Raw genomic sequence first — 23,642 nt, forward strand, 5'->3', positions numbered from 1 at the left:
GCAATCAATCAATCGAAGCGCGGCAGCCGCCACGCGCTCAATGCAGGATCTTGTCGAGGAAGTCGCGTGCGCGTTCGGAGCGCGGTGCGGCGAAAAACCGGTCGCTGGCCGCGTCCTCGACCACCGCGCCCTGGTCCATGAAGATCACGCGATGCGCGACCTTCCGCGCAAAGCCCATTTCATGCGTGACGCACACCATCGTCATCCCGTCGCGCGCGAGCTCGACCATAACGTCGAGCACCTCGTTGATCATCTCGGGATCGAGCGCGGAGGTCGGCTCGTCGAACAGCATCGCGACCGGGTTCATCGACAGCGCGCGTGCGATCGCGACGCGCTGCTGCTGCCCGCCGGACAACTGCCCCGGATACTTGTGCGCATGCGCCTTCAGGCCGACGCGATCGAGCAGCTTCATGCCGTTCTCGACGGCCTCGTCCTTGCGGCGGCCGAGCACCTTGATCTGCGCGAGCGTCAGGTTCTCGGTGATCGACAGGTGCGGAAACAGCTCGAAGTGCTGGAATACCATGCCGACGCGGGCGCGCAATTGCGCGAGTTTCGCAGCGGGATCGCCGAGCCGCGTGCCGTCGACGGTGATGCTGCCTTTCTGGAACGGCTCGAGACCGTTGATCGTCTTGATGAGGGTCGACTTGCCCGAGCCCGACGGCCCGCACACGACGACCACTTCGCCCTTCGAGACTGCCGCGCTGCATGCCGAAAGCACCTGGTGCTTGCCATACCATTTCGATACGTTGTCGAGCGTAATCATGTTCTGTCCGTCGTTGAGTGTCGTGTGAATGACCGGCACGCGTTCAATGCGTGGACGGCAGTGCGAGGCGCGTCTCGACGCGGCCCTGAAGCCGCGTGAGCAGCGTGCTCAGCACCCAGTAGATCGCGGCGGCAGCGAGGTAGAGCGGCAGCGGCTGGAACGTCGCGGCGATCACTTCCTGCGTCGAGCGCAGCAATTCGGTGACGGTGATGACCGAGACCAGCGACGTATCCTTGATCAGGCTGATCAGCGTGTTGCCGAGGCTCGGCACCGCGAGCCGCAGTGCTTGCGGGCACACGATGTAGCGCAGCGTCTGCACGTGCGTGAGGCCGAGGCTGTGCGCGGCCGCCCATTGCCCGCGGCCGATGCCGAGGATCGCGCCGCGCATGCTTTCAGACAGGTAGGCGCCAGCATTGAGCGTCAGCGTGAAGATGCCGGCTGTCGTGGGGTCGAGCGTGATGCCGAGATCGGGCAGCCCGTAGTAGACGACGAACATCTGCACGAGCAGCGGCGTGCCGCGCATCAGGCTCACATAGCCCTGCGCGAGCGCGGCCGCAGGCCGGTTGCTGCCGATGCGCATGATCGCGATCACGAGCCCGACGACGAGGCCGAGCGCCATCGACGCCACGGCGAACTTCAGCGTGAGCATCGCACCCTTCACCATCACGGGCAGGGTATGAACGACCAGTTCGAGTGCTTCCATCACGTGTCTCCTGATTATGTGCGGGCCGGCCCGCGCGTTCGTGCGCGCGGGCGTGCGGCAGGCTGCGTTATTGCGTCACCGGCTTGCTCGTATCCGTGCCGAACCACTGCATCGAGAGCTTCTTCAGCGTGCCGTCCTGCTGCAGCGAAGCGACCGCATCGTCGATCGCCTTCGCGAACTTCGGATTGCCCTTGCGGAACGGAATGCCCATCCGGTCCTCGCCGCCCGCGAGCACGGAGCCGGGGCGCAGCGGCAGGTGTGAGTTCTTGATCAGGTAGCTGAGCATCAGGCGGTCGTTGACCGCCGCGTCGATCCGGCCCGCCGCGAGGTCGCGCAGGTTCTCCGGCGTGCCCGGATAGACCTGCAGGTCGATTGCGGGCACCGTCTTGACGAGGTCGACGTAGTTGCTGCCCATCGTCACACCGACTTTTTTGCCCTTCAGTTCGTCGAGCGACTTGAACGCACGCGTATCGTTCTGCCGTTGCAGCAGCTGTGCGGACGAATACACATAAGGTGCGCTGAAGTCGAGCGCCTGCTGGCGCGACGGCGTAATCGCGACCTGGTTGACGATCACGTCGAACTTGCCGGCTTGCAGGCCGGCGAGGATCCCGCTCCATTCGGTTGTGACGAACTGCGGCTTCACACCGAGGCGCGCGGCGACCGCTTTCGCGACGTCGACGTCGAAGCCTTCGAGCTGGCCGTCGGCGTTGCGGTAGTCGAACGGCGGGTAGGTGCCTTCCAGCGCGATCTTCAGTACACCGGATTGCTTGACGGTGTCGAGCAGGTCGGCCGCATGCGCGGTCGCGGCCACGATGCAGAGGAGGGCGGCCGCGATGCCTTGCTTGAGCGTCGGGTTGAAGTGCTTCATGGTTGTCTCCGTGGTTGTTGTCGAAAATTCAGGGTGTGCGAAGCCGCGGCGACGGGCGGCGTCGCCGTGGGCTGAAAATCGGTGCGGCGGGTGGCGGCGCGAATCGAGCGCCGCCGTGCTTGATGGCGTGCGTTACGGCATGCGTTCGCGCGCGACGGTGGCGCGCGGATGAGGGCGTGAGCAGTGCGAGCGGCCGCCGAGTGACGCGTGAGCTGACCGCGCGGCATGCATGTCGAATGTGTTCCGGTGCGCGGCGAAGAGTTCAAACATGGTGTTCATGATTGCCCGTACGGCTTTGCGAGAGGAGTGGACCGGGTGCATCGTCGATGCGCATCCGGTGACACGAATGCTGAGCGACTGAGGGCAATCTTAGGTTTGTCAAAAAGGAATGTGTTTCCAAAGATGCACGCACTTTCTGCGCGCCGTGGAATGTTTTTCTCTGCATGCGGAAGGTGGCGCAAGCGATCTGCTGCGGTTGCGCGTGATGCGAAGCATCGGGTGCTACGGTGCGACTGTGCGGTTGCTCCGCATCGCGAACGGGTGAGCCGGCGGCACACCGAAAAAGCAAAACGGCCAGGCTGCCGGTAGCGGCAAGCCTGGCCGTTGGCCTTCGTCTCGACGAAAGCGCGTTACTCGAACGTTTCGAGCGCGAGCAATTCGTCGATCGTCTGCCGGCGGCGGATCAGCCGCGGCGTGCCGCCGTCGACGAGCACTTCCGGCGCGAGCGGCCGGCTGTTGTAGTTCGAGGACATCGACGCGCCGTACGCGCCCGCGTCGTGCAGGAACAGCAGGTCGCCGATCTGCGGCTGCGCCAGCTTGCGGTGCGTGACCACGCCGCCCGCGTCCTGCGTGAACACGTCGCCCGATTCGCACAGCGGCCCCGCGATCGCGAGATCGACCAGCGGCCGGCCGGCAGGCACCGCGCCATCGTGCGCGTGCACCGACACCGCGTGGTAGCTGCCGTACATCGACGGGCGCATCAGGTCGTTGAAGCCCGCGTCGATCAGCACGAAATCGTGCTTCGGCCGGCGGTTGACGGCCTGCACTTCGGTGACGAGCGTGCCGGCTTCGGCGACGAGGAAACGGCCCGGTTCGATCTCGATGCGCACCGGGTGGCCGAGGTGCCGTTCGATTCGCTTGCGCGCGGCGTCCCACTGGCTGAAGTAGTGTCCGACGTCGACGCGCGGCTCGCCGTCGCGATACGGGATCGACAGGCCGCCGCCGGCGGAGATCGCGTCGATGTCATGGCCGAGCGACGTGACGAGATCGACCATCGCATCGCACACCTGCGACAGGTGGCCGTAGTCGACGCCCGAACCGATATGCATGTGGATGCCGACCAGCTTCAGCCCGTACTGGCGCACGATCTCGATCGCGCGCGGCACATCGTCGATCCAGATGCCGTGCTTGCTCTGCGGGCCGCCGGTGTTGGTCTTGTTGCTGTGGCCGTGGCCGAAACCGGGGTTGACGCGCAGCCACACGCGGTGGCCGGGCGCGTGCTCGCCGATGCGCGCGAGCATGTCGAGCGAACCGGCGTTGACGGTCACGCCGTGCTTCAGCACGGCCGCGAGTGTCGGGCGGTCGATCAGGTCGGCCGTGAACACGACGCCTTCCGGTTCGCCTGCCGGACTGAATCCGGCCGCGAGGCTGCGCTCGATCTCGCCGAGCGACACGGCATCGACGCACGCGCCTTCTTCGCGCATCAGCTTCAGGATATGGAGGTTCGAGTTCGCCTTCTGCGCATAACGGATCACGTCGAACTGACGCAGTTGGGCGATGCGGTCGCGGATGACGTCGGCGTCGTACACCCACAGCGGGGTGCCGTATTGCTGCGCGAGCGTCGCGAGCTGGCGGGAATCGAGGGACATGGCGGATGAATCGGGTCGAATGAACGGATAACGTGAATGATGCGCCTGATTGGCTATGCAGTAAAATGCCTGTTTATCGATATTCGATTCATATCCGATATAGAAGATCATGCTCACGCACCGCCATATCGAGGTTTTTCGGGCGCTGATGGTCACCGGCAACACGACGCGCGCGGCCGAGATGCTCTATACGTCGCAGCCGACGATCAGCCGCGAGCTCGCGCGCATGGAGCAGGTCGTCGGCTTCGCGCTGTTCGAGCGCACGCACGGCCGGTTGCGGCCGACGATGGCCGCGCTCACGCTGTTCGACGACGTGCGGCTCGCGTATGTGGGGCTTGAACGCGTCGCGGCGACGGCCGCGCGCCTGCGCGAGTTTCGCGACGGGCAGCTGTCGGTGATCGCGCTGCCGGCGTTCTCGCACGCGATTCTGCCCGGCGCGGCCCGCCGATTTCACGACGCGCATGCGGGCGTCAGCCTATCGGTCGAAACGCAGGAATCGCCGATGCTCGAAGAGTGGCTGACCGCGCAGCGGTACGACCTCGGGCTGACCGAGCACGACGTCGCGCCGGCCGGCACCGTGCTCACGCCGCTGCTCGAAGTCGACGAAGTATGCGTGCTGCCTGATGGCCATCCGCTGCTCGCGCAGGACGCGATCGATCTGCTGGATCTCGCCGATCGCCCGTTCGTGAGCCTGTCGCTGAACGATCCGTACCGCATCCTGATCGACGAGGCGTTCGCGCAGCTCGGCGTGGCGCCGCGCTCGGTCGTCGACACGCCGTCGGCCGTGTCGGTGTGCGCGTTCGTGCGGCAGGGGCTCGGCGCGGCGATCGTCAATCCGCTGACCGCGCTCGATTTCGTCGGGCGCGACCTGCACGTGCGGCCGCTTACACGCTCGTTTCCATACCGCGTCAGCGTGATCGTGCCCGAGCACCGGCCGAAGAACCTGCTCGTCGATGCGTTCGCCGATGCACTGCGCGGCGAGGCGAAGGCGATCCGCAGCCGGCTGGCCGCGCTCCTCGGCTGACGCGCCGTATGATGGATGTCTTGCCGCCATCGTCCTCACTTTCGGGAACCTCGTCATGACCGACGCTTCACCTTCCCTCGAACAACCCACGCTCACCGGCGAACGTATCGAACTGCGGCCGCTCGCAGTATCCGACCGGCAGGCGCTGCTGGATGCCGCGGACGACGGCCAGTTGTGGAACCTGAAGGTCACGGCCGTGCCGGGCGCGGAGACGATCGATGCTTATATCGATACCGCATTGCAGGGCCGTGCGGCCGGCACCGTGATGCCGTTTGCGATCGTCGATCGCGTGTCGGGTCGCGTGATCGGCAGCACGCGTTTCTGGAAGATCGATCGCAGGAACCGCAAGCTCGAGATCGGCCATACGTGGCTGAGCGAATCGGCGCAGCGCACGCGCGCGAATACCGAAGCGAAATGGTTGCTGCTGGGCTATGCGTTCGACGTGCTGCACTGCGTGCGCGTGCAGTTCACGACCGACGAGCTGAACGAGAAATCGCGCGCGGCGATTCTGCGGCTCGGTGCGAAGCAGGAAGGCATCGTGCGGCACGAACGGATCATGCCGGATGGCCGCAAGCGCAATTCGGTGCGCTACAGCATCATCGACGACGAATGGCCGGAGGTGCGTGCGCAGTTGGCGGCGAAGCTCGCGACGTAACGCGTAGCGCATGACGTGCTGCGCGTGTTTGCGCGCTGGGTCATGCAGTCAGATGTGCATCGCGCCGCCGCAACAGCGCGGCGCGACGACAGGGCAAGCCGTGCGCCGCGCACGGTGCGCGGCGCTGCATCGCGTTACTGCGCGGATGCGAGGTGATGACGCTCGGCGAGCTTCTGCGCGTCCGCGTAGTGCTTCTGCAGGATCGGCAGCGACTGGCGTGCGACTTCCTTCAGCTTCGTGTCGCGGCCCGATGCGATTTCGGCCTGGAATGCCGAGATGGCCTTCTGCTGGCCGGCGAGCGCGACCTGCTCGATATACGCCTTGTCGAACTCGGCGCCGCGCAGGCTCTTGATGCTGTCCAGTGCGGCCGTGTCGGGGTCGTTGGCCGGCACGTCGACGCCGCGCGGGCTGGCTGCGCGCATCGCCTGGATGATCTTTTCATCGTCGGTCGACACGCGTTGCGCGAACGCCTTGACCTGGCTGTCCGACGTGCGCGAATCGGCGATGCGCGCCGCGTCGTGCTGCGTCGACACCGTTTTCGTGCCGTCCGTGATGAAGGCCTGGTCGGCTTCGTGGATGCGCGTCGCGGCGGCGGCCGGTGCGGCGGGTGCCGGTTGTGCGGTTTGCGCGGTCGCCGTCACGGCGACGAGAAGCAGGCCAGCGGCAGACAAAGCAAGGCGCGAGACTTGGGGAAAGCGGTTCATGGGACTTCCTTTCGATCGGGGCTCTGGTTGAAAAACGGATCACGTGATCCGTCGCTGTGCGAGAGACCGGGCGCGCCCGGGCCGGATTCGACCGCCGCTCTGCCGCGGCGCCGGTCGAGGTGTTTCCCGGCCCGACTGATTCTAGGAGAGCGATCCCGTAGCAGGTGCAACCGCGCTGTGGTTTGTGTAACGGTTGGTAAGACGAATCGATGAGCGAGCTTGGCGACAGGTATTGCATACCTGTTGCGTGCGAGGCGGCGGCAATTTTTGCGCGCATGCGGCGTGCGGGATGCACGTGTGTGTCATCTGCCAGTCATCGTTGTGTTGCGGTGCTGGGCGAGGTTGTGCGCGTCGAGCGTCGAGCATCGAGCGGAGAAGCGGAGAGCGGAGAGCGGAGAGCGGAGAAGCGAGCCGGCCGCACGATGCGCTCGAATACGTCACACGCGATCGAGCAATGCGTCGAGACGCGGCAGCAACGGTGTCGCGCAATGTGCCTGCAACGCGTCCGGCGCGGTGTAGCCCCATGCGACGCCCTGGAACGCGATGCGCGCGCGTCGTGCCGCGTCGGCGTCGCGGATTTCGTCGCCGACGTACAGCACTTCGTCGTTGCGCACGCCGGCTTCATGAACGAGTGCGCGCAGGCGACGTGCCTTGCCGAACAGCGGAATGCCACACGCGAAATGTTCGACACGGCTGCTGGCGCGCGGGCCGAGTCGGTCGCGCACGATCTCCTCGGTATTCGACGTGGCGATCGCGATGCGGATGCCGCGTGCGGCGAGCGCGTCGAACGTTTCGCCGACGCCGGGGAACAGTGCCACCTGCGCGACGCGCGGCCGCATCAGGCGACGCATGTCGATGGTCACGCGCGGCACTTTCCACATCGGCACGTCGAGCGCGCGAATGATGTCGCGCGCCGACATGCCGCGCAGCGCCGGGCGCAGTTCGGGCGTGGCGTCGCGAAAGCCGTGCATGCGCGACGCTTCCGACAGCGCCGCAAGAAAACTGTCGAGCGAATCGGCGAGCGTGCCGTCGAAGTCGAATGCGATGAGGCGGTAGGGCATGAAGCGGCGGGGCGGGTTTATTGGGCAGGCGACATTGTCACCGAATCGAGTCCGGTTGCCCGCACGATCGGTTGCGCTTGCGGTGACGCGAGATAGTCGAGCAGCTTCTTCGCCTCTTCCGGATGATCTGCGCCGACCGGAATGCCGCCCGCGAAACGCGTGACCGACTGCACGGATTCGGGCACCTTGCCCGCATACGTGACGCCCGGCACCGGCAGCAGCTCGCTGACCTGCTGGAAGCCGATCTCGTAGTCGCCGTTCGCGACGACCGACGCAACCGGAATGCGCGGCACCATCGTCGCCTTGGGCTTCACCTCGGCATCGACGCCGAGCTTCCGGAACATTTCCTTCTCGATGTACACGCCGCTCGCGCTGTCCGAATATGCGACGGACTTCGCGTGCAGCAGCACGTCCCTCAACCGGTCGACGGTGCCGATGTCGGGCTTCGGCGCGCCGGCGCGCACGACCATGCCGATCCGCGAATCGGCGAGCTCGACGCGCGATGCCGGGATCACCTTGCCTTCCTTGATCAGCCGGTCGAGCGCGTAGCCGACCATGATCAGCACGTCGGCCTTCTCGCCGTTCGCGAGGCGGTTCGGAATCGCTTCCTTCGACTGGCCCATCGACGGGCCGGAGATCGTGTCGAGCGTGTCGCCGGAGGCGGCCGTGAAGCCGGGGCCGAGCTGCTTGTACGCGGCCGTGAAGCCGCCGGAGATCATCACGCGCAGTTCGGTCGCTGCGGCCGGCAGCGTGACGGACGCGAGCGCGGCGGCGGCGAGCCAGAACGTGGCGCGGCGCACGAGGCGATGGCGGGTGGCATGGGCGCTGAGTGCGGCTCGGTTGCGCATCGGGGTGTCTCATTCCAGTCTGTCGTGGTCGGTGTGCGCGGTCGATTGCGATCGGTTCGCACGGGCTACATGATCCACCGAAATTCGGGGGCGGGTAAGCGGGCGCGCGCAATGTGCGTTTGCGGTGTGTCGATATCCGGCGGCGAGCACGCGAGTGTCGCGTGATGTGCCCGCGTTGCCGAACGGTGCGGGCGCGTGACGTGTTGCAAGGCCGACAAGGCGTTGCTGGTAGGGGGAGGCCGTACTACGCGTAGTGGTAGCGGCAGGACACGATGCTGAGTTGAAGGTCGTCAGCCTCGTAGACCATACGGTTCGTGTCGTCGATGCGCCGCGACCAGAAACCCGAGAGATTGGCCTTTAGCGGTTCGGGCTTGCCGATGCCCTCGAACGGCGTTCGCTGGGCTTCACGAATGAGCTGGTTGATGCGCCTGAGCGTCTTGCGATCCTGCCCTTGCCAGTAGACATAGTCGTCCCGCGCGTCGGAAGTAAAGAGCACGCGGCGTACGCTCATTCGTCATCCTCGGCGAGCTTCTGCTCTTTCGCCTTGCCCTTGCGCAGTTGCGCAATCGAGCGTTCGAGATGGGCGACATTGGCCGGCGAGCGCAGCAAGTGAACCGTCTCCATCAGGCTGTCGTAGTAGTCCTGCGACATGATGACGGCGTTCGGCGCATCGCGGCGCGTGATGAGCGTCACGTCCGCGTCGTCGACGACCTGATCGATGACGGTCTTCAGATTGCCGCGGGCATCCGAAAAATGAATCGTGCGCATGATGTGCCTCACTTGTACATATAGTGGTACAAGTATAGCGCCGTTGAAAAATATGTACGGTTTGTCGTACAAGTTCAATGATGACCGTTCGTAGTCGCACGACACCATTCGGCAAGACGCCGCGTCAGCGTTCAGCCGCAGTGGATCGGCGGTGTCCCTTGTCCCCCGCCGCGCTGCGCGGTATCGTCGACGTTTCGCTGTCCACCACCCCGACCGGAGACCGACGTGCCCGCTGCCACCCCCGCCACGCTGAGATTTTCCACCGACAAGCGCGAACTCGACATCGACGCGATCTACGACTTCCTGCATCGCGACGCGTACTGGTCGCTGGGCATTCCGCGCGACGTGGTAGAGAAGGCGATCGAGGGCTCGCTGTGCTTCGGCGCATATGTGGGCGACCGGCTCGTCGGCTTCGCGCGGCTCGTCACCGATCACGCGACGTTCGCGTACCTGTGCGACGTGTTCGTGCTGCCGGCGGAACGCGGCAACGGCTACGGCCGCGCGCTGATCGACCACGTGTTCGCGCAGGAGATGGTGCAGGGCCTGCGCCGCATCATGCTCGTGACGTCCGATGCGCACGAGCTGTACCGGCCGGTCGGCTTCGGGGCGTCCGCGAATCCCGAGCGGGTGATGGAGATCCGTCGTCCGGACATCTACGCAAAACGCTGACGCCCGGCGCAGCGCATACAATACGCGCTTTTCGTTTTTGCCAAGAGAAGCACACCATGACTGAACAGGAAGCCGAACAGCTCGCGACGCATCGCCATTACAAGGGCGGGCTGTATCGCTACATCGGCGTTGCCCGCCATTCCGAAACCGAGGAATCGGTGGTCGCGTACGAGCATCTGTGGCCGCATGAGCGCGGGCTGTGGGTGCGGCCGGAAGCGATGTTCAACGGCAACCTCGAAGACGGCACGCCGCGCTTCCGCAAGCTGCGCGACTGATCCGCGGCCGGCCGCGTGAGCCGGCCTTGCAAGCCGGCTGCGCGAGCCGAACGGGTGGGTGTCAGGCAGCGGCCAGCGCCTTCACCAGCTCCGCCGGTGCCTGCCTGACCGTGACTTCCGGCGTGCCGTGCCATGCCGCGAGTTTCTTCACCGCCTTCGCGACATCGGCTGCGAGCCCCGTGCCGAAGCGCACACCCGGCTCGACATGCACGGCCTTCAGTTCGAACGTGCGGAGCGTGCGATGCGCCTTCGCGTCGACGCGCCCGACCAGCCGGCCGCGATGCAGCACGGGCAGGCAGAAATAGCCATAACGCCGCTTGTGCTCAGGCGTATAGCATTCGATCGTGTAATCGAAACCGAACAGCGCCGATGCACGCCGCCGGTCCCAGACGACCGGGTCGAACGGCGACAGCAGCGTCGTGACCGTCGAGCGTAGCGTGTCGGCCCCGGCGGCCGGCAGCAACGCTTCGAGCGAGCGATGCACGTAGGCCGGCTCCTTCCAGTCGTCGATCGCCACCGGGATCAGGTCGCCCGCGTCGGCGAGCTGCTCGAGCTCCGCGCGGTACGAACGGCGCGGCAGCCGATAGTAGTCGGCCACCCAGTCCGCGCGCACGACGCCGAGCGCGCGGCACGTGTAGTCGAGCAGCGCGGGCAGCACGGCGTTGCGCGGCGGCAGGTCGCGCGTGTCGTCCCAGTCGGGCAGCACGCGCTCGCGCACGTCGTACACGCGCTGGAAATTGCGGCGTTCCGACACCATCAGGTCGCCCGTCGTGAACAGCACTTCCAGGTGGCGCTTCTCGGGTTTGCGATCCCACCAGCCGTTGCCCTTCACGCCATCCTCGCGGGCGAAATCCGCCGACTTCACCGGGCCTTCTTCACGAATCCGCGCGAGCAGCCGGTCGATGTCGGGACGATTCTGCTCATGCCACTCGGCCGCGTATTTCCAGCCCATCCCCGACGGATCGAGCATCTTGTAGCGCATCAGGCCGAACTGCTCGACCGGCAGGAAGCATGCTTCGTGCGACCAGTATTCGAACAGGCGCGCCTCGGCGAGATGCTCGTCGAGCCACTGCGGCGAGAACTCGCCGAGACGGCTGAACAGCACGAGATACGGGCTGCGCGCGACGACGTGGATGGTATCGATCTGAAGCTGCGCCATCCGGCGGATCGTGTCGAGCACGTCGGATTTGGTCGCCTTGCGGCGGGGCGGTGTCAGCAGGCCCTGCGCGGCGAGATGCAGTGCGCGGGCGGCGGCGGGCGAGAGCGTAAGCATCGGAAGGGCGGCGGGGAGTGATGGTCGGGAACCACTTTAGCGCGAAAGCGGCGCGCGCGTGCGACGTGCCGATGCACCGTGTCTGACAATGGTTGACAGAAGCGTTTCGCAAGTTTCCCTATAGTGCACTGCATGGCGCGACGAAATATGCGCGCAGCGATTCCGCTTCCGACGCACATATGTCCATGGCACGCACGAAGCGAATCCGGGATTCTCAACCCCCATCGGGAGACCCGGAGCCCTGAGCGGACATCCATGCGGCTGTGCACCGGCCCCGTGTGGATGTCCGCTGATTTTTTTTGTTTTTTCCGGTTTGCTTCGCGCGCGGCTTTCCCTTCCGCCCGTTCCGCCCCTTTCGTTTGTTCCCGCTCGTCTGCCTGATTTCTATTGCCGCTTGCCGCGCGCGACTTCGTCGCCGGCGCCGGGCGGCAGCCGCCGCGTGATCGGAATCGATGCGAACGAGCACAGCCCGACCACGACGAACGCGGGCCAGAAATCCGACCACACCATCTTCTGATGACCCTGCAGCCAGTGCGAAATGTGCAGCACGAGGCCGGCCACCGTCACGCCCAGGCCGAGCGACATCTGCTGCACGACGCTGCCGAGGCTGGTCGCGCGGCCGGCGTCGCGCGGCGAGATGTCCGCGTAGATCATCGAGTTCAGGCTCGTGAACTGCAGCGCGGGGAAGATGCCGCCGACGAGCACGATCAGCCAGATCGCCCAGGTCGCCATGCCGGGATGGAACACGCCGTACGCGGCGATCGCGAGCCCCGCGAATGCCGCGTTGTAGATCAGTACCGTGCGGAAGCCGAAGCGGCGCAGCGTATGGGTGGCCGTCGAGCGGCTCATCGCGCCGCCGAACGCGGACGCGCACGTGATGAGCCCCGAATGGAACGCGCTCATGCCGAGCCCTTCCTGCAGCGCGAGCGGCAGCAGGAACGGCACCGCGCCGAGGCCGATGCGGAACAGCGACCCGCCGACGACGCTCGCGTGATACGTCGGGATCTTGAGGAAGCTGAGGTCGAGCACCGGGCGCTCCTTGCGGCGCGCGTACGGCACGTAGAGCGCGAGCAGGACGGTGCCGGTCACGCACATGATGACGGCGTTCGAGCGCGACGTGAGCGCCCCGTCGATCAGCGTGAGGCCCATCAGCAGCAGCGCGGCGCCGCTGGCCGACAGCAGGAAGCCGAACCAGTCGAGCGGGCCCGGATCGGGCTCGTGCGTGTTCGCGATGTGCTTGCTCGCGAGATAGATCCCGTAGATGCCGATCGGCACGTTGATGAAGAAGATCATCCGCCAGTGCAGGTAGGTCGTGATGAAGCCGCCGACGAGCGGCCCGACCGTGGGCCCGAACAGCGCGGGAATCGCGAGGTAGTTCATCGCACGCACGAGATCCGAGCGCGGCACGGCGCGGAAGATGATGATGCGGCCGACAGGCACCATCATCGCGCCGCCGACGCCCTGGATGAAGCGCGCGAAGGTGAGCACGCCGAGGGAATTGGATGCCGCGCACATCAGCGAGCCGACGACGAAGATGCCGATCGCGGTGCGGAACACGGAGCGCGCGCTGAAGCGGTCGGCCAGCCAGCCGCAGATCGGGATGAACACGCCGAGCCCGACCACGTAGGCCGTGATCGCAATGTTCAGCGTGACGGGGCTGTGCCCGAAGTCCCTCGCCATCGCGGGCAGGGCGGTGACGATGATGTTCGCGTCGACGCTTTCCATGAACAACGCACAGGCAACGATGAGCGGTGCTAGAAAGACGGGCGACATGGGCTGGGCGCGCGGTAAAGACGCCATTATGCCCACAATGTGACCGTTGAGTCACGTACGACAACAGTTGTTCCGCATGTTGCAACAGTCGTCTTTTTTCGCGGGCGGCGCGGAAAGAACGACTGCGCACACGCGGCGCATGCATCGCGTTTGCGTGCCGCGTGTGCGCGGGCGGTGGACGGCGCGATGTCGCCGTCGTTGGACGCACCGGCGCTCTCGACACCCGGCAGGATCTCGACGATGTCGAAGTGGCGATGCCGGAACGGTGTCTCGCGAAGCGCGTCGGTCGTGAGGTTCGCGAGTTCGCATGCGTGGTGATCCTCCGCGTCCCGATTACACCCGTCGGTCACGCGTGCCGAGTAGAAGGGGGTGTCGCGGAAGCGCGGCGACACGCGTTCGCCGTGAGTGTCGATGATCGGCGCGATGTGTTCGGGCGGCAGGCGCAAGCGTTCCGGTACGGGGAAGCCGCGCAATTCGGTACGCATCTTCAAGCGCAACAACACGGTTAGCAGGGCCGCAGTTTGCCGGGGCATGCGGATTCCTTTTGACGGAGCGGAAGGGCGTTTCTAGAATATGAGCGTTTGCTCATATCCGAAACTAGCATCCCGGCCATGTCCGAATCATCCCCGCGAATTCCGCTGTCGCCCCGCAAGGCGCCGCGACAGCGCCGCTCGGTGGCCACCGTCGACGCGATCGTCGAGGCCGCTGCCCGCATCCTGGAGCGCGACGGCTTCGACGGTTACACGACGAACGCGGTCGCGGCACTGGCCGGCGTGAGCATCGGTTCGCTCTATCAATACTTCCCGAATCGTGATGCACTGACGGCCGCGCTCGTCGAGCGCGAGAGTGCGCATCTGCTCGACGACGTCGACCGGGCCGCCGCGTTGGCGTCGTGCGACGACGTGCTGCGCGCACTCGTGCGCGCGGCCGTTGCGCACCAGATGCGCCGTCCCGTGCTCGCGCGGCTGATCGATTTCGAGGAGGCGCGGCTGCCGCTCGGCGCGCGCACCGCACGTGTCGCGGATCGCATCCACGCGATGCTGCTGCATGCGCTCGGGCTGCGCGATGCACCGCGCGTCGCTGCGCTCGAAGTTGTCGCGCATGATCTGCTCGCGATCGTGAAGGGAATTGTCGATGCGGCGGGCGCGCGCGGCGAGACCGATGCGGATGCGCTCGACGCGCGTGCGTGGCGGGCCGTACGCGGTTATCTGCGCGAGTCGCGTGAATCGAAACTTGCTTGATGCGCACGTTTCGTGCGACAGTCGGACCCACTCGCAGCACAAAACGACGCGTATCGATCGAGGGCCATCGAGACGAGCGCGCGCGCGAACGAGACCTCGTGCCGACCCACTCACCATCGAAAGGAGGGGACACGTCATGACGTCACGTCGTGCCGCATCGATCGCATCTCGCTTCTCAACCGGCTTCTCAGTCCGCTTCCCGACCCGTTTCTCAGCCCGTCTCTCGCTCCGTCGTTCGTTGCCGCTCGGGCCACCCGCGCCGCGTCTTCGCTGGGCCGCCGCACTGGCCGTCGCGTATCTTGCCGTTGCCGGCTGCGCCGCGCAGGCCGACAACGCGAACCGCGCCGCCCCGCAGGCGGTCGATCAGTCGGCCGCGCCCGCTACGGCCACGATTGCCGGCCCCGTGTCGGGCACGTTGCTGCCGCCGCCGAGCCAGCTCTACGGCGACCTGTTCGTCGCGGTGCAGACCGCGCAGATCTATCCCGACCAGAAGACCTTCGTCGACGCGACGCCCGACAGCGATCCCGCGACGATCGTGCAGTTGTATCAGCAACAGAAATCGCAGCCGGGCTTCTCGCTGAAGACGTTCGTCGGCCAGCATTTCACGCCGCCCCCGGAAGGCGGCGTGACGCCGCCGCCGAACCAGACGCTGCGCCAGCACATCGACTGGCTGTGGCCGCAGCTCACGCGGTCGAGCGCGACGGTGCCGCCGTACAGTTCGCTGATCCCGCTGCCGAAGCCGTATGTCGTGCCGGGTGGCCGCTTCCGCGAAGGCTACTACTGGGATACCTATTTCACGATGCTCGGGCTGCAGGCGTCGGGCCGCGAGGATCTCGTCGACGACATGCTCGACAACTTCGCTCACCTGATCGACACGATCGGGCACATCCCGAACGGCAACCGCACGTACTACGCGAGCCGCTCGCAGCCGCCGTTCTTCGCGTACATGGTCACGCTTGCCGCGCAGGCAGAAGGCGACAAGGTCTACCAGAAGTACCTGCCGGAACTGCGCAAGGAGCATGCGTACTGGATGCAGGGCGAAACCACGACGCCACGCGGGCAGGCCGCGCGCCATGTGGTCGCGATGCCCGACGGCGCGGTGCTGAACCGCTACTGGGATGCGAGCGATACGCCGCGCGACGAGTCGTATCTCGAGGACGTGACGACCGCGAAGTCGGTGCCGGGGCGTCCGGCGAACGAGGTCTACCGCGACCTGCGCGCGGGCGCCGAAAGCGGCTGGGACTACAGCTCGCGCTGGTTCGGCGACGGCAAGACGCTCGCGACGATCCGCACGACGTCGATCGTGCCGGTCGACCTGAACAGCCTGATGTTCCATCTCGAGACGACGATCGTGAAGGGCTGCACGGTCACGCGCGACGTGGCATGCGTGACCGATTTTTCCGGGCGCGCGGCGCGGCGTGCGGCCGCGATCAACCGTTATCTGTGGAACCGTCGCGGCTACTACGGCGACTACGACTGGCAGTTGCGCAAGCCGCGCGACGCCGTGACGGCCGCCGCGCTGTATCCGTTGTTCGCGGGCGTTGCGTGGCCCGAGCGCGCGAAGGCGACCGCGCGCGAGGTGCGCAAGACGCTGCTGCAACCGGGCGGCCTCGCGACGACCACCGAGAACACGGGGCAGCAGTGGGATGCGCCGAACGGCTGGGCGCCGTTGCAGTGGATCGCGATCGACGGGCTGCGGCGCTATGGCGAACCGGCGCTCGCGAAGGACATCGGCACGCGTTTCCTGTCCGACGTGAAGCACGTGTATGCGACCGAAGGCAAGCTGGTCGAGAAGTACGTGGTCGAAGGCGCCGGCACGGGCGGCGGCGGGGGCGGCGAATATCCGCTGCAGGACGGATTCGGCTGGACCAACGGCGTCACGCTGAAACTGCTCGGGCTGTACGGCGAGTGACGCGCGGCGCGGGCCGCGCGCTTGCACCGCGAGGGCACGCACGGGCCGGACTGTCGCGTGAGCGGCCATCCGGCCCGTGTCTGCATCCGGCTTGCGTCAGAACGTGATCGTCGTGCGCACACCGACCACCGTTTCGTCCCCGATGCGCGCACCGGCCGCGTTCGGGTTCGGGATGCCGCCGCCCGGGCGGAAGAAGTGCTGCAGGTCGGCCTGCATCTGCCACCACGGCGTGACCTGGTACTGGTAGGTCGCCTCGATGACCGTTTCCGCGCGGCGCACCGGATAGCCGGGCGTCGTGTAGACGCCGGTGTCGCCGTCGAGGCCGCGCGCATGCGAGCCGATCTTCGTGTAGCCGACCGCGAGGCCCGCGACGTCGTTGTCGCGCCCCTTGAACGGCGCCTTCAGCGTCACGCCTGCGTTGGCGGCGAAATCGACGGTATTGCGATCGCCCGGCGCGCCCATCACGCGCGCGAACACGCCGACCGAGCGCGGGCTGTCAGCCGACGGCCGCCACACCATCTGGTCCGCGACCGCATAGAAACTGTAGTTGCCGCGATGCGTAGCCGGCATGCCGTTGCTTGCCGGATCCGCGAGCGACAGGCCGTCGGTGCCGTAGCGCGGATCGTTCGCATGCTGCGACTGATACCAGAAGCCGAGCTTGTACGTGCCAGGCAGGCCGGCCGGCTGCGGCGCCTTCGGATCGGCGGGCGGCGCGTTCAGCGCATACTGCACTTCGCCGATCACGAATGCGCCGCTGCGCAGGTTGAAGTTGGTGCCGTGCGCATTCAGCACCTGCGCATCGCCATCGGTGCGGCCGGCCGGGTTGCCGTCGAACACGCCGACCATCGCGGTCCACGCATCGGCCGGCTTCACGCGCAGCCGCACGCCGAGCGACGACAGCGGATACGCGGGGCCGCCGGCCGGCAGGTCGGTGGACGGCAGCACGGGCCAGCCGAACGTGGCGTTCATGAAGGTCGCCGCGTTCTGGCTCACCATGAATTCCTGGTCGACGCTCTGCTGGCCGACCTTCACGTCGACCTTGCCGTCGAGCAACGACTGCTGGTACCAGAGCTCCCACAGGCGCGTGGTCGAATTCGCTTCGATGCCGGTCGCGGTCTGCAGCGTTTGCAGGTAGCGCTGCGTGAGGTTGGTGCCGTGGATCTGCAGCCCGGACACGTTGAACGTGCCGCCCGGCAGGCCGACCGCCTTGCCCGTGTCGACGTTGAAGCCGAATTGCGTGAGCCCCTGGTAGGCGCCGCCGCGCCCCGTTCCGCCCGACGTGTTGTACAGGTATTCGCTGGTTTCCTGCAGGCTCAGCGTGATGCCGTGATCGCCCAGCAGGTCGCGCAGGCCGCCCATGTTGCCGAGCAGGTTCGAGCGCTCCCAGAAGCCGGTGGGGGCGGGCGCGGCAGCATCGGCGGCCTGTTGTGCGGTCGCGGCGGCGTCGCTGGCGCCGGCCGCCGGTTCGGCCGCGGCCGGCGACGACGATTGCGCGAACGCGGGCGCGGCGGCGAGCGACAGCAGCAGCGCGGCGAGCGCATTGAGGCGGAGCGTGCGCGGGACGGGTTCGAGATGATTCTTCATGTGGGTTCCGTTGGCGGTTTGATTAGTTGGGCTGAAGAAACTGAAACGTGATGGGGGAAGCTTGGCGAGACGGTCGCGCGGCGGCACCTGGCGCGCGCCACTGCCGCGCGACGAGGGACTTACGGCAGCCAGCCGCCGATGCGCCACACCTGTGCGAAGCCGAGGCGCGGCGCGGCCGAGCACAGCAGCGCGACGAGCGCGACCGCGGCAGCCATCACGGCGACCATCAGGCAGTCGAGCGGGCGGGGCGTCGCCGGCACGTGGGCGAGCGCCGTGCCGCGCCAGTTGCTGAATGCGTGGGCGAGCGGCGAGAGGCCGGAAACGAACGAGCGGTCGCAAGCGATATGCACGATGCGCTTGAGTCTGACCGCGAACGATTGAAAAAACATGACGCTGCCTCCGTCCGGTCCGGCAAAGGCCGGACGACGTGATCGAGCGCGGGCGCATGACGCGGCCTGCGATCGGAGGGTGGAACGTAATGGAGCGTGCAACGGACGAACCGGCGAAGGCCGGCTCGGGAGGAAGCGCGCTAACCCGACGAATGCGAGTTAGCGGCGAAAGACATGCGTCTGGCTGCTATCTCGCGATGGCTTGGCCGGCCTGGACCGGCGTCGAACTACAACTAGAGCATGTGTCCACGGAGGGACTCCCTTGATGAATTGGGGCGGATTGTATTCGCGTAATTTGCTGCAATGCAAGTAAAAACCGCATAAAAATGATGCGCGTTGCGCGAGCGCTGCGACGGCCCGTTTCGGCCCGTTTTGGCGCGGGACCGGCAGGGGATCGGGACGACGAGAGGCGTCTCGGCGTTGTTCGCCCGCATCGGCTGAGGATCGCATCGTGACGCGTTGAAAGGTTTCGGCGCGTCGTTTCAAGGGCAAATCTTTCAGTGCCGCGAAGCAGGAAATTTATTTCGAGAAATGGGGTTTGGTGGGGTTGACTTCACTTTCGGGCCGTCCATAGAATCCGGCATCTTCACTCTTGGGGCCGCCGCCTTGGACGCCTGCAGTAGTCGATCTTCGAACGAAATTCCCGCCTGAGCGACCGACGTCCGCGCCTCATCGAAGCCGCCGTTTGTCTCCCAGGCAAACGGTGCGCGCAGCAGTATTCCGCAGTAACTCCCTACGTGCACCCTGATTCGCGCCGGTTAGCGTGATGCGTTTTCGCATGCGCCGTCCGGTTTCTCCGCCGCCTGGCAGGCGGCCGCGTTTGCGCATGCCTTGTTCAGGCATCGCAAATGCCGGCCCGCAGGCCTGACGGCGGTCAACCGTGTTCTCCGGAACACCGCACAGGAGCCGCCATGAACGACAGTGACAGTTGTCCCTTATGCCCATTGCACGCACAGACCCTTTTGAACCCGGGTCGCAGGGACAATCCGGCCGACTAGCCTGACACGTCGTTCAGGCCCCGGACTGGCCCCGCGCCCAACACGCGGCCGGCACGCCTGCCGTCGCCGCACGGAGCCAGACCATGAACTTCGGCCTTCTGCTGTCGAATCTCCCGCACGTCACGGAATCGCGCAACCACTACGACGCGATGCTGACGCTCGACGCCCGTCCGCGGGTGTTCACCCGCCTGCTGAACCAGCTGAAATCGTTGATCCACTGAAAGAAGCGCCGAGCGCGCCTCGGCATGCGCACGCGCGGCCGCCATCGAGCGGCTGCCCCGCGCGCATTCCAAGGTCACACGCTCATTAGATAACCCTTAGCCGTACGGAATAAATCATGTCCACGCCATCCAACGTTTCTCCACCGATCGCCGCCGAACGCAGCGCCGTGCTCGACGAAGCCCACCTGGGCGATATCCGCGGTGCGCTCGGCACGATCGCGCGCCACGACACCGGTGCCCGCGGTACGTGGTGGGCGCGTCTGCGCACGCTGCTCGCGATCATCGGCCCCGGCCTCATCGTGATGGTCGGCGATAACGATGCCGGTGCATTCGGCACCTATACGCAAGCCGGCCAGAACTACGGCACGACGCTGCTGTGGACGCTGCTGCTGCTCGTGCCGGTGCTTTACGTGAACCAGGAAATGGTGCTGCGCCTCGGTGCGGTCACGGGCGTCGGCCATGCCCGCCTGATCTTCGAGCGCTTCGGCAAGTTCTGGGGCGCGTTCAGCGTGATCGACCTGTTCCTGCTCAATGCGCTCACCATCGTCACCGAGTTCATCGGCATCACGTTCGTGCTGGATTTCTTCGGTTTACCGAAGGTCGCGGGCGTGTGCGTGGCGGCCGCATTGACGATGGCCGCGGTGAGTACGGGCGACTTCAGGCGCTTCGAGCGGTTCGCGATCGGTTTGTGCCTGCTGAGCCTGCTGCTCGTGCCGGTGCTCGTGTCGATCCATCCGCCGGTCGGGCAGATCACGCGCGATTTCTTCGTGCCGAACTGGCCCACGCACGCGAAGCTGTCCGACGTGATGCTGCTCGTGATCGGCATCGTCGGTACGACGGTCGCACCATGGCAGCTGTTCTTCCAGCAGAGCTACGTGATCGACAAGCGCATCACGCCGCGCTTCATGAAGTATGAAAAGGCGGATCTGTGGATCGGCATCGCCTTCGTGCTGGTGGGTGCGGTCGCGATGATCGCCTTCTCGGCTCAGCTGTTCTCGGGTCATCCGGAATTCGGCAACTTCACCGACGCCGGCGGCATCATCGCGGGCCTCGAGAAATATTCGGGCCGCACGAGCGCGACGCTGTTCGCGGTGGCGCTGCTCGACGCGTGCATCATCGGCGCGGCAGCCGTGTCGCTGTCGACCGCTTATGCGATCGGCGACGTGTTCAAGATCCGCCACTCGCTGCACCGCAACGTGTCGGACGCGAAGGGCTTCTATCTCGTCTACTTCGGCATCGTCGCGGCCGCTGCCGCACTGGTGCTGATCCCGGGCAGCCCGCTGGGCCTGCTGACGGAAGCCGTGCAGACGCTCGCGGGCGTGCTGCTGCCGAGCGCAACCGTGTTCCTGCTGCTGCTTTGCAACGACAAGCAGGTGCTCGGCCCGTGGATCAACTCGACGAAGCTCAACGTGTTCACCGGCGCGGTGATCTGGGTGCTCGTGATGCTGTCGATCATCCTGACCGCATCGGTGATGTATCCGGATATCAGCGGTGAAGCCATCCTCGACGTGCTGGTGGGCGGCAGCGTGTTCGCGATCGTCGGCTATCTCGTGACGGTGCTGATCCGCCGCAACAAGCGTGTCGTCGAACCGGGCGTCGATCGTTCGCAACGCGACACCTGGCGCATGCCGCCGCTCGACACACTCGAGCCGCAGAAGATGACGCTGACGACGCGCGTGTGGATGGCCGTGCTGCGCGGCTATCTCGTGATCGCGGTCGGTCTCGTGATCGTCAAGGTAGTGCAGATGACGCTGCTGAAGTAACGCAGGTCGTCTTCCAGGAAGCGGCGCCGGACCCGGCACCGCGCCGCAACCCGCACATGCCGGCCTCCGTGGCCGGCATGTGCGTTTACGCGTCCGCTTGCGGCACGTCGCACGCGCGGCGCGAGCGTCAGATCAGCTCGAGCTTCGACGTCAGGTACGTGAGCTGGATCCGGTTCGCGACGCCGAAGCGCTTGCGCAGTTTGCGCAGGTGATAGTCGACGTTGTGCGCGCTGGTGTCGAGGCGCCGGCCGATCTCCTTGTCGGATGCGCCTTCGGCGATGCCGAGCAGCAGTTCCTGCTCGAACGGCGTGAGCCCGTTCACCGCGCGCTCGCGCGACGTCGAGATCAGCTGCGGCGACGCGAACTTGTGCACCGACAGCCCGATCGACAGCGCCTGCTCGATCGTCGCCGGCGTGATCCATTCGCGCGTGCGGCGCGGCGCGGTGAAGCTCATGAACGCATGCAACCGCGTGCCGGGCACGGCCATCGAATACATGATGCCGCTGCACATCCCGTCGTCGTGCATCGTCTGCAGGAAGCCGTCGAGCGCGGCCGGCGTCACGCGCGGGGCGTCGTCGCGCTCGCGATGCTCGCGGCGCAACTGCTGCAGATCCCACACGATCGGCATGTTGCACACGCGCGCGCCGAGCGTGCGCGGATCGATGTCGTGATGGCTGTGTCGCACATAGTCGCCGCGATAGGTGGACGGCGTGAAGGCTTCGTGCAGGTAGAGACTTTCGACCCGCTCGTGCGCGAACTCGAGCGCGAAGTACGCGAACGTCGAGAAGCCCGTCAGGTGCAGCAGGCTTGCGACGATCCGGCTGCGCTCGGCCGTGCTCTGCGCGTGCGCGAGCGTATCGGCGACGCCGAGCTTCGGCGCGTGCGGCTGCGTGAGCTCGCCGCGCTTCACGTCGTCGCACCAGACGACCTGCACGGGGCGCTCCCGCGGCGCGTCGGAGCACGCGTTCAGCCCGTGCGGCGGGCGGGAAAAGGTTGAGGCGACCGCTTCTTCATGCAATGCAATGTCGGACATGTGCCATCCCTCGGAATCGACGCGTATCGCCTGACGGCGACCGTATCGTGTACGGCCGCCGCGGCGGTGCGATCGAGCATCGGTGTGATATGCGCGGATCGTCATCCCTGACCCGGCGCGGGGGCATTGTACAAAAACGCCTGTGTACGCGTAATATGCCGTAATACTAATGGCGGCGGAAGATTCCTATTCGCACGCATATAACGAAGACCAGAAAATCCATAAAGAAAAGACCAGATCGTGACGGGGCGCAGGTTCACATATTGGGAAAGGGCGGGCTCCTCATGACATATGCTGACGGCGCACCACGCGTCGAGTGGTTTTCGCAGGCCGATATCGCAACGGCTGCGGTTTATTCGAATGAATATCAGGCAATCGGGCACGACGTTTTTACCGGCGCGCAAATCGAATCCGGTAAAACCGACCTTGCTTCGATCGATTTCGCGCAATGCCATGCGCGCTTGCGGCAAATCGGTTTCAGTACGCTCGGTTACGGCGCATTCGAAATGATCGGGCGGCGCATCCTGTGCGCGCATCTGCTGCGCGACCTCGCCCCCGCGACGTTCATGCAGCCGTTTTTCGAAGGCATGCTCTACGAGAGCGACCCGCGGTTCGCGCAGGTGCGGCAGAGCGGCTTTCCGGTCGCGTGGCAGCTCGACGAGATCGAGGCGGCCGCGCAGGGCAGCGGCGATCGCAAGATGCTGGCGCTCGCGGGCCATCTGCGTGCGCACGCGATGAACAGCGGCGTGCTGTTCGGCCTGTCGGCGCCGCGCCTCGACTTGCGCGTCGCGGTAAACGTGACGTCGGAGACGCACGGCACCGAATGGATCGACGATCGCGTGATCGGCGGCGCGCTGTCGGTCAGCCTCGCGGTGCATCGCGTCGCGCTGCCGTTCCTCGAGGCGCGCATCGCACGCATGCGCGGCTTCGCGCTCGGCGACGAGCAGCAGCAGGTGCTCGACCGCCTCGTGCACGGACTGTCCGACCAGGAGATCGCGAGCGCGCTGCGCACGTCGCTGCACAAGGTCGGCCACCATATCCGCTCGCTCGAAAAACTCTTCAACGTGCAGAACCGCGCGCAGCTCGCGTATCTGGCGGCGCGCCGGCTGCCGTCCTGACGCAGCCCTTCTCCCGCGTTCGTTCCCGTTTTCTTAGCGAGTCCCGATGACCGTCGGGCCAGCCCGTCCGTGGCCGGCCCGTCGCGCCGTTTCGGCCGCCCGTGCCGTCCCGATGCGCACACGCTGCTTGA

Annotated in this window: 24 protein-coding genes; 9 read left to right on the forward strand and 15 right to left on the reverse strand. The window is 66.1% G+C overall.

The window, feature by feature from the left end; genetic code table 11:
• Window positions 1–37: 37 nt before the first annotated feature.
• From HAV18_RS26600 to lysA, 4 genes are all read right to left on the reverse strand, one after another.
• A complete protein-coding gene (locus tag HAV18_RS26600; protein WP_166962040.1) occupies window positions 38–763 on the reverse strand; it encodes an amino acid ABC transporter ATP-binding protein in 726 nt (241 codons plus the stop codon).
• A 43-nt stretch (window positions 764–806) separates the two neighbouring features.
• Window positions 807–1,466, reverse strand: a complete 660-nt coding sequence (locus tag HAV18_RS26605) for an amino acid ABC transporter permease (RefSeq protein ID WP_166962042.1) — start codon at window positions 1,464–1,466, stop codon at window positions 807–809.
• Window positions 1,467–1,533: 67 nt separating this feature from the next.
• Window positions 1,534–2,334 carry a transporter substrate-binding domain-containing protein gene (locus tag HAV18_RS26610; RefSeq protein WP_166962045.1) on the reverse strand — a complete coding sequence of 267 codons (801 nt, stop codon included), beginning with the start codon at window positions 2,332–2,334 and terminating at the stop codon, window positions 1,534–1,536.
• Window positions 2,335–2,963: 629 nt separating this feature from the next.
• Window positions 2,964–4,202, reverse strand: coding sequence for a diaminopimelate decarboxylase (gene lysA, locus HAV18_RS26615; RefSeq protein ID WP_166962048.1), 1,239 nt, complete (start codon window positions 4,200–4,202; stop codon window positions 2,964–2,966).
• A gap of 109 nt (window positions 4,203–4,311) precedes the next feature.
• Between lysA and HAV18_RS26620 the strand changes: the two genes are divergently transcribed.
• Both HAV18_RS26620 and HAV18_RS26625 read left to right on the forward strand, forming a co-directional pair.
• The gene (locus tag HAV18_RS26620; protein ID WP_166962050.1) at window positions 4,312–5,226 is read left to right on the forward strand and encodes a LysR family transcriptional regulator; all 915 of its coding nucleotides are present in this window, start codon (window positions 4,312–4,314) and stop codon (window positions 5,224–5,226) included.
• 55 nt (window positions 5,227–5,281) lie between these two features.
• Complete coding sequence (locus HAV18_RS26625; protein ID WP_166962052.1) at window positions 5,282–5,881, forward strand: GNAT family N-acetyltransferase; 600 nt, start codon at window positions 5,282–5,284, stop codon at window positions 5,879–5,881.
• 134 nt (window positions 5,882–6,015) lie between these two features.
• Here HAV18_RS26625 and HAV18_RS26630 read toward each other — a convergent pair whose 3' ends face one another.
• The 5 genes from HAV18_RS26630 to HAV18_RS26650 form a co-directional block, all read right to left on the reverse strand.
• The gene (locus HAV18_RS26630; RefSeq protein ID WP_166962055.1) at window positions 6,016–6,585 is read right to left on the reverse strand and encodes a DUF4142 domain-containing protein; all 570 of its coding nucleotides are present in this window, start codon (window positions 6,583–6,585) and stop codon (window positions 6,016–6,018) included.
• Between the two features lie 437 nt (window positions 6,586–7,022).
• Window positions 7,023–7,646 (reverse strand): HAD hydrolase-like protein, encoded by a 624-nt coding sequence (locus tag HAV18_RS26635; protein ID WP_166962057.1) that lies wholly within the window; start codon window positions 7,644–7,646, stop codon window positions 7,023–7,025.
• Window positions 7,647–7,663: 17 nt separating this feature from the next.
• Window positions 7,664–8,494 carry a substrate-binding domain-containing protein gene (locus HAV18_RS26640; RefSeq protein ID WP_243771770.1) on the reverse strand — a complete coding sequence of 277 codons (831 nt, stop codon included), beginning with the start codon at window positions 8,492–8,494 and terminating at the stop codon, window positions 7,664–7,666.
• Between the two features lie 244 nt (window positions 8,495–8,738).
• Window positions 8,739–9,005 carry a Txe/YoeB family addiction module toxin gene (locus HAV18_RS26645; RefSeq protein WP_166962060.1) on the reverse strand — a complete coding sequence of 89 codons (267 nt, stop codon included), beginning with the start codon at window positions 9,003–9,005 and terminating at the stop codon, window positions 8,739–8,741.
• Window positions 9,002–9,262 (reverse strand): type II toxin-antitoxin system Phd/YefM family antitoxin, encoded by a 261-nt coding sequence (locus tag HAV18_RS26650; protein ID WP_166962063.1) that lies wholly within the window; start codon window positions 9,260–9,262, stop codon window positions 9,002–9,004. Before HAV18_RS26650 ends, HAV18_RS26645 begins: the two co-directional genes overlap by 4 nt.
• A 225-nt stretch (window positions 9,263–9,487) precedes the next feature.
• Here HAV18_RS26650 and HAV18_RS26655 point away from each other — a divergent pair, with 225 nt between their 5' ends.
• Both HAV18_RS26655 and HAV18_RS26660 read left to right on the forward strand, forming a co-directional pair.
• Window positions 9,488–9,931 (forward strand): GNAT family N-acetyltransferase, encoded by a 444-nt coding sequence (locus tag HAV18_RS26655; protein ID WP_166962066.1) that lies wholly within the window; start codon window positions 9,488–9,490, stop codon window positions 9,929–9,931.
• 56 nt (window positions 9,932–9,987) lie between these two features.
• Window positions 9,988–10,206 (forward strand): DUF1653 domain-containing protein, encoded by a 219-nt coding sequence (locus HAV18_RS26660; RefSeq protein ID WP_166962069.1) that lies wholly within the window; start codon window positions 9,988–9,990, stop codon window positions 10,204–10,206.
• A gap of 61 nt (window positions 10,207–10,267) precedes the next feature.
• On the opposite strand, the gene HAV18_RS26665 is transcribed toward HAV18_RS26660, so the two are convergent.
• The 3 genes from HAV18_RS26665 to HAV18_RS26675 all read right to left on the reverse strand — a co-directional run bounded on the left by HAV18_RS26665 (window position 10,268) and on the right by HAV18_RS26675 (window position 13,785).
• Window positions 10,268–11,479, reverse strand: coding sequence for a winged helix-turn-helix domain-containing protein (locus tag HAV18_RS26665; protein WP_166962072.1), 1,212 nt, complete (start codon window positions 11,477–11,479; stop codon window positions 10,268–10,270).
• Between the two features lie 384 nt (window positions 11,480–11,863).
• Window positions 11,864–13,252, reverse strand: coding sequence for an MFS transporter (locus HAV18_RS26670; protein ID WP_166962075.1), 1,389 nt, complete (start codon window positions 13,250–13,252; stop codon window positions 11,864–11,866).
• Window positions 13,253–13,278: 26 nt separating this feature from the next.
• Window positions 13,279–13,785, reverse strand: a complete 507-nt coding sequence (locus HAV18_RS26675) for a darcynin family protein (RefSeq protein WP_166962078.1) — start codon at window positions 13,783–13,785, stop codon at window positions 13,279–13,281.
• A 78-nt stretch (window positions 13,786–13,863) separates the two neighbouring features.
• On the opposite strand from HAV18_RS26675, the gene HAV18_RS26680 reads away from it, so the two are divergent.
• Both HAV18_RS26680 and treA read left to right on the forward strand, forming a co-directional pair.
• Window positions 13,864–14,493, forward strand: coding sequence for a TetR/AcrR family transcriptional regulator (locus HAV18_RS26680; protein ID WP_166962081.1), 630 nt, complete (start codon window positions 13,864–13,866; stop codon window positions 14,491–14,493).
• A gap of 136 nt (window positions 14,494–14,629) precedes the next feature.
• Window positions 14,630–16,405, forward strand: coding sequence for an alpha,alpha-trehalase TreA (gene treA, locus HAV18_RS26685; RefSeq protein ID WP_166962084.1), 1,776 nt, complete (start codon window positions 14,630–14,632; stop codon window positions 16,403–16,405).
• A gap of 96 nt (window positions 16,406–16,501) precedes the next feature.
• Here treA and HAV18_RS26690 read toward each other — a convergent pair whose 3' ends face one another.
• Together HAV18_RS26690 and HAV18_RS26695 are read right to left on the reverse strand one after the other, a co-directional pair.
• Window positions 16,502–17,989 carry a carbohydrate porin gene (locus HAV18_RS26690; RefSeq protein ID WP_166962087.1) on the reverse strand — a complete coding sequence of 496 codons (1,488 nt, stop codon included), beginning with the start codon at window positions 17,987–17,989 and terminating at the stop codon, window positions 16,502–16,504.
• A gap of 119 nt (window positions 17,990–18,108) precedes the next feature.
• Window positions 18,109–18,378 carry a hypothetical protein gene (locus HAV18_RS26695; protein ID WP_166962090.1) on the reverse strand — a complete coding sequence of 90 codons (270 nt, stop codon included), beginning with the start codon at window positions 18,376–18,378 and terminating at the stop codon, window positions 18,109–18,111.
• Window positions 18,379–19,459: 1,081 nt separating this feature from the next.
• Here HAV18_RS26695 and HAV18_RS26700 point away from each other — a divergent pair.
• Window positions 19,460–19,597, forward strand: coding sequence for a hypothetical protein (locus HAV18_RS26700; protein ID WP_166962093.1), 138 nt, complete (start codon window positions 19,460–19,462; stop codon window positions 19,595–19,597).
• A gap of 116 nt (window positions 19,598–19,713) precedes the next feature.
• A complete protein-coding gene (locus HAV18_RS26705; protein ID WP_166962096.1) occupies window positions 19,714–21,360 on the forward strand; it encodes an NRAMP family divalent metal transporter in 1,647 nt (548 codons plus the stop codon).
• Between the two features lie 127 nt (window positions 21,361–21,487).
• On the opposite strand, the gene HAV18_RS26710 is transcribed toward HAV18_RS26705, so the two are convergent.
• Complete coding sequence (locus HAV18_RS26710) at window positions 21,488–22,393, reverse strand: LuxR family transcriptional regulator (RefSeq protein WP_166962099.1); 906 nt, start codon at window positions 22,391–22,393, stop codon at window positions 21,488–21,490.
• Between the two features lie 284 nt (window positions 22,394–22,677).
• Between HAV18_RS26710 and HAV18_RS26715 the strand changes: the two genes are divergently transcribed.
• The gene (locus HAV18_RS26715; protein ID WP_166962102.1) at window positions 22,678–23,511 is read left to right on the forward strand and encodes an autoinducer binding domain-containing protein; all 834 of its coding nucleotides are present in this window, start codon (window positions 22,678–22,680) and stop codon (window positions 23,509–23,511) included.
• Window positions 23,512–23,642 lie beyond the last annotated feature (131 nt).

This window comes from Burkholderia sp. D-99 (assembly GCF_011605345.1).
Lineage (GTDB): Bacteria > Pseudomonadota > Gammaproteobacteria > Burkholderiales > Burkholderiaceae > Burkholderia.